At 64.1% G+C, this 5,468-nt stretch carries 5 protein-coding genes; 3 read left to right on the top strand and 2 right to left on the bottom strand.

Annotation, left to right across the window (positions count from 1 at the left end; translation table 11 throughout):
* Window positions 1–1,221 (bottom strand): transglycosylase domain-containing protein (locus AWB68_RS42375; protein WP_200828951.1); only part of this gene is annotated, 1,221 nt, incomplete at its 3' end.
* Window positions 1,222–1,841: 620 nt separating this feature from the next.
* On the opposite strand from AWB68_RS42375, the gene AWB68_RS51775 reads away from it, so the two are divergent.
* Complete coding sequence (locus AWB68_RS51775; RefSeq protein ID WP_087650094.1) at window positions 1,842–2,249, top strand: plasmid mobilization protein; 408 nt, start codon at window positions 1,842–1,844, stop codon at window positions 2,247–2,249.
* 61 nt (window positions 2,250–2,310) lie between these two features.
* On the opposite strand, the gene AWB68_RS42360 is transcribed toward AWB68_RS51775, so the two are convergent.
* Window positions 2,311–2,718 (bottom strand): DUF2177 family protein, encoded by a 408-nt coding sequence (locus AWB68_RS42360; RefSeq protein WP_087650093.1) that lies wholly within the window; start codon window positions 2,716–2,718, stop codon window positions 2,311–2,313.
* A 317-nt stretch (window positions 2,719–3,035) separates the two neighbouring features.
* Between AWB68_RS42360 and AWB68_RS42355 the strand changes: the two genes are divergently transcribed.
* A complete protein-coding gene (locus AWB68_RS42355) occupies window positions 3,036–3,716 on the top strand; it encodes a PspA/IM30 family protein (protein ID WP_087650092.1) in 681 nt (226 codons plus the stop codon).
* A gap of 119 nt (window positions 3,717–3,835) precedes the next feature.
* Window positions 3,836–5,044, top strand: a complete 1,209-nt coding sequence (locus AWB68_RS42350) for a tetratricopeptide repeat protein (RefSeq protein WP_087650091.1) — start codon at window positions 3,836–3,838, stop codon at window positions 5,042–5,044.
* Window positions 5,045–5,468 lie beyond the last annotated feature (424 nt).

Genomic DNA, 5,468 nt, shown 5'->3' with positions numbered 1-5,468 from the left:
CGCGTTCACCGCCGTGACGACGGCCGCGACCAGGTCGCCGTCATCCGGATGGTCGACGAGCGCGTCCTCGATCGCCTGATCGCGGTCGTCGGCATTCGCCGGCAGGTTCACGAAGCCTTCCGGCCCGCGATAGCCGTGACGGCGCTCGTAATCCATGATGCCCTTGCGAACGGCGCGGTAGGCGGCGTCCTGATCGGCGGAATCGATGGTGGTCGTGACCGTGAGGCCGCGCGTGTAGGTCTCTTCCTTGTACTGCGCGTACATCATCTGCCGCACCATTTCCGCGACGTATTCCGCATGCACGCCGTATTCGGTGCCGGACGATTTCGTATGGATCTCTTCGGCGATGGCCTGGTCGAACTGCGCTTGCGTGATGTAGTTCAGGTCGAGCATGCGCTTCAGGATGTACTGCTGGCGAATCTTTGCGCGCTTCGGATTGACGACCGGGTTATACGCCGACGGCGCCTTCGGCAAGCCAGCAAGCATCGCTGCTTCGGCCAGCGTGATGTCCTTCAGGTCCTTGCCGAAGTAGACGCGCGCCGCAGCCGAGAAGCCGTACGCGCGCTCGCCGAGATAGATCTGATTCATGTACAGCTCGAGGATCTGGTCCTTCGTGAGCGCGCGCTCGATCTTGTACGCGAGCAGCATTTCATAGATCTTGCGCGTATAGGTCTTCTCGCTCGACAGGAAGAAGTTGCGCGCGACCTGCATCGTGATCGTGCTCGCGCCCTGCGATGCGCCGCCGTGCATCACATCGCTCACGCCGGCACGCAGGATGCCGAGGAAATCGACGCCACCGTGGTCGTAGAAGCGATAGTCCTCGATGGCGAGCACCGCTTTCTTCATCTGGTCGGGGATGTCCTGGAAGCGCGCGAGGCTGCGCCGCTCCTCGCCGAACTCGCCGATCAACACGTGGTCGGCCGTATAGACGCGCAGCGGCACTTTCGGGCGATAGTCGGTGAGCGCATCGAGCGACGGCAGGTTCGGCCCCATCACGACGAGCGCATAGCCGATGATCAACGCCCCGATCACCGCCGCGAGCGCGAACAGCCCCGCGAACCACATCGCGACGCTCGCGGCGAGCGAACGCCCGGCGGGCTCGTCGCGTCCGCGGCGATCGCTGCGTTCATGGCGGTCGTTGCTGCGAGGCACGTTGCTGCTACGGGGATCTCGGGCGTCGCGTGAAGGGTTCGAGGGATTCGGTCGTTTGATGATTGGCATGACTTCGATGGTTCGGCGCATGAGGTTCAGCGCATGAGGCTCGGCGCATTGGGTTCGCGCCTCGTGCGCTACGCGCCTGGATCAAGCGCGAAAGCGCTGAATGACGATGATGGCCGCGACGCGGCGGGCGGCGGCCCCGAAGAGCCAGGGCCGCGTGAGGCAGACGAGCCGCGAGCGCCGCGCGCCGCGAGTACAACGCGACACTTAGGCGGCAAGTGCACGGAACACAGTGGCACGGAGTGGAACAAAGCGGCGCATACGCGGCCACGCGCAGGGTAACAGCGCATTTTAAAGAATTCGAGCGCAGTTCTACGCGAGGCGTCCGATTTTTTTGTAAGCAAATCACGCCGATGGTGGGTTGCCGTACAGTCGGCCATCTACAGAATCGGTTCGCAGCGCGGTGGACAACCGTATGAGAAAATGGCCAACTCATTGAACGCGCGCGACTTTCGTCGCGTGCTGCGGTTTCGGCGCGAACGTGGCCTGCCGCCCACGCCGAAGCACAAGACGATATGATGGATGCGCCGGTGAGCGGTCAAACGAACGCATCCGGCAGCCGTTCCTGCGGTAAATTTGTCGCATCGCTTCTTTGCAATCGCCTTACTGTTTGCGAGCCGCTCATGTCTACCAAACCAAGCGAACGCATCGTTGTTTTCGTGACACCCGCGCAAAAACTCGCCATCAGCAACACGGCAGAGGGTCTCGGCATCAGCGTGAGCGAACTCATGCGGCGCGCCGTGCTGAACTTCAATGCCACGAGCGAGCAGATCAAGGTCGCCGGCATTGTCGACCGGTTGCGCGCGCCGAAAGCGCCCGATGCACTAAACGTCGCCGTGCGCCACGTCGCGGAACAAGCGGCCGCGCGCGAGGCGAAAGCCGCGGCGGCGAACGCGGCGAGCAATGCCGCAGCCAGCCAGAAGGCGGCGCTGGCGAAGTCCAGGTCCGAGCCTGGGGAATCCGAGGAATCCATCGGACCCGGCGACACCGACGAAGGCGCATCGTTCACACGCCGGCATTCGGGACAATGAATCAGCGGCGCGTGTCATGCGCGTGTAATGTAATGCGTGCGCGCGCCACAGCCGCGTCACGTCACGTAACGAAGCGCGTCGTCACGCCGACTGCCGCCGCGGACGCGGCAGCAGTGGCGAATGCGCCCCACGCGATATCGACCACGACGATCGTCGTGCTCCAGCCCTTGAGCGTCGCAAGATTCGTGAGATCGTAGGTCGCGTAGGCGATCGCGCCGAACAGCACGCCGTTGACCAGCCCGCGCATCGCGCTTGCTTCGGCCACGCCTGGCAACACGCAAAAGTACGTCATCCCCGCGAGATACAGCAGATAGAAGATCGCCGCCGCGCCGAAGTTCGGTCGATCGAGCAATAACGCGCCGATCTCGCGCTGATAAAGACTGCGGCCGATCACGCCGAGCCAGAGCCCGTCCAGCACCAGGAATACGACGGCCGCGACCGCGAATGCAACGACGAGCACTTTGGACATGAGGGTTCCGCGTTTCGAGTGCGCAAGCGCGGCCGTCGCTCTGCACGACGCGGCGCGCGCCTTGACGCGTTAATTCGGCGTTACATTCGGCGTTACATTCCTTAACGCTGGTTAAGACCGGCTTAAGTCGCGCCGTGCTCTAATAGACGACGTCGGAAGACGACGCCAAAACGCGTCGTTCTTATTGAAGTCCGTGCTTGCAATCCGCGCGCCCGACCCGAACTTACGTTGCGCGCATCGAGCGATGCGCGCCGCACGACTGGCTCGCGAGCCACGCACGAGGCACACGAGCCGCTGCCTTCATCAAGGAGAAACACATGTCGCTACTGGATTCCATCACGCGCACCGTCAAGGGCTTGCTGAACGACGCCGCCGACACCATGCAGGACCCGTCGCGCGATTCGCGCCAGATCGTGCGCGAACTCGACGACAGCATCGCCAAGGCGGAAAATGCGCTGATCGAGATCGAGGCGCAGGTCGCCACGCAGCAAAGCAAGCGCGACGTCGCCACCGACAAGGCGAAGAAATACGAAGACGGCGCGAAGCGTGCGCTGCAATCGGGCGACGAAGGGCTTGCCCGCGAGGCGCTTGCCGCGCAGGCGAATGCGGAAACCGAACGCGACGCGCTCGCCGGCGAGCTTGCCACGCTCGTGCCATCGGTCGATCATCTGAAGCAGCAGATCGGCGACATGCGCCAGCGCCGCAACGACCTGAACGCGCGCTCGAACATCCTGCAGGCGAAGCAGCAGATCGCACAGGCGAAGGACGTGGCGGCAACCGCGCTCGGCGGGATCGGCGGGAAGAACCTGTCGGAGGATTTCCAGAAGCTCGAAGACAAGGTGCAGCTCGCGAACGCCCGCTCGGATGCACGCCTGAATTCGGCCGACCAGAAATCCGGCAAGGCACTCGACGACAAGCTCGCGGAACTCAATCGCGGCCCGTCCGTCGAGGACCGGCTCGAAGCGCTGAAAAAGCAGTTGAACACGCCGGCGCAGTAAGCACAGCAAGCGCAGTAAATTTACCGGCGCGGCGCGTGGTGAACTTGTCAGGGCACTGCGCGTCGCACGGGAATGTGTGATCGATTGGAGACGGGCGTTTATCGCGTCCGGCCCGCATCATGAAAAAACTTTTTACGGCTCTCGCGGCATCGCTCGTGCTGGTCTCGTCGGCGGCGTTCGCCGTGCCGAGCGCCCAGCAAATCGAGCAGGCGATGGCGCAGGGCAACTGGCAGAAAGCCGATGCCGGTTTGACCGAAGTCCTGCAGGCGCATCCGAACAACGCGCACGCGCATTACCTGTACGCGCAGGTGCTCGATCGCGAAGGCCGCTATGACGACGCGCTCTCGCATCTGCGGCAGGCGAAGTCGATCGATCCGCAGCTCAAGTTCACCGACCCGTTGCGCTTCGCGTCGACGGAAGCGCGCATTCGCGGCGATGCGAATCGTGCGAGCGTCGTCGCCAATGTGCCGAGCCCGCCGAGCGCGGCGCCGACCGGCTCGGTCGCGCAGAATCCGTTCAATAACGCGCCGGCGCCCCGGGCGGAAAAACATGGGCCTTCGATGGGCTCGTGGATCGGCATCGCCGTGCTGTTCGCGGGAATCGCGCTGGTGCTGCGCTGGGGTCTGCGACGCGCCCGTGCGAAAGACGACGGCCGCGCCAACGACGATCGCCGCACGCAACTGAAACGCGCCACTGAATTGCTCAACGACGTGCGCACGCTCAAGCTCGACGTGCGGCTCTCGACGGCGCCCGGCCATGAAGCGTTGCTGAAGGACGTCGAGGGCGTCGAGGGGCAGCTGCGCGAACTCGTCGAAGCACTGTCGAATTCGACGAATCCCGTGCCGCCGTATCAGGTCGAGGATCTCGCGAACCGGGTCGAAAGCCTGAAGGCGCGCGCGGAAGGCCGGCCCGATCCGAATGCGGCTCCGGCCGCGCCCGCCGCCCGCGAAGGCGACTCGGCGTATGCGCAGGAAGCGGAGCGCTTCGGACGCGGGCAGCAAGGGCCTTATCCGCCGCAGCAGCCGTATCCGCAGCAACAGCCGTATCCGCAGCAACAGCCGCCCGTCATCATCCAGCAAGGCGGCGGCGGGTTTGGCGGTGGCATGGGTGGCTTGCTGACCGGAGTGTTGCTCGGCGAAGCGTTGTCGCATGGACGCGACCGCGTGATCGAACGCGACGTGCCCGTGCCCACGCCCGACAACAACGCCGGCAACAACAACGGCGGCGGCCTCGACTTTGGCAACGGGTCGAATGACTGGACCGACGGCGGCGGTGGCGGCGGCGGCCTCGACCTCGGCAATAACGACGACAACTGGCGCGACACCTGATTCGCGTGTGTGCTTTGCGCCAGAGACAAAGGCTCCGACCGGTTCGGAGCCTTTTTTGTATGCGGCGCGGCGGTCAGCCGCCGCCAAGAAAGCGTAGAAGCGCCCAGAGAAACTTGAAGAATCCGACGATGAACTCCCATACGCGCTCGAGCTGGTCCCAGCCCGCGATGCGCATGATCGCGTGGAAGATCATGTCGCTTCGATGAGGCATGGTCGGCAGGGGGGGCGCTGGCGCGCGGGGTTTGGGCTTTCAACCGCTTGATGTTTTTGCACTTCTATGGAACTTGTATTCGTTTCGGTTTAATGGGTCCCTGTCCAAGACGGGGAGGATGATCGCTGGCGCTTGGGGTTGGGTTGGGGTTGGGGTTGGGGTTGGGGTTGGGGTTGGGGTTGGGGTTGGGGTTGGGGTTGGGGTTGGGGTTGG

Source organism: Caballeronia choica, from assembly GCF_001544535.1.
Classification (GTDB): domain Bacteria; phylum Pseudomonadota; class Gammaproteobacteria; order Burkholderiales; family Burkholderiaceae; genus Caballeronia; species Caballeronia choica.
Note: the sequence above shows the minus strand (reverse complement) of the source record. Positions and strands in the feature narration are given on the sequence as shown.

Coding starts and splice junctions, on each gene's coding strand:
- AWB68_RS42360 (WP_087650093.1), bottom strand. CDS start 2,718: ATGTCCAAAGTGCTCGTCGTTGCATTCGCGGTCGCGGCCGTCGTATTC.
- AWB68_RS51775 (WP_087650094.1), top strand. CDS start 1,842: ATGTCTACCAAACCAAGCGAACGCATCGTTGTTTTCGTGACACCCGCG.
- AWB68_RS42355 (WP_087650092.1), top strand. CDS start 3,036: ATGTCGCTACTGGATTCCATCACGCGCACCGTCAAGGGCTTGCTGAAC.
- AWB68_RS42350 (WP_087650091.1), top strand. CDS start 3,836: ATGAAAAAACTTTTTACGGCTCTCGCGGCATCGCTCGTGCTGGTCTCG.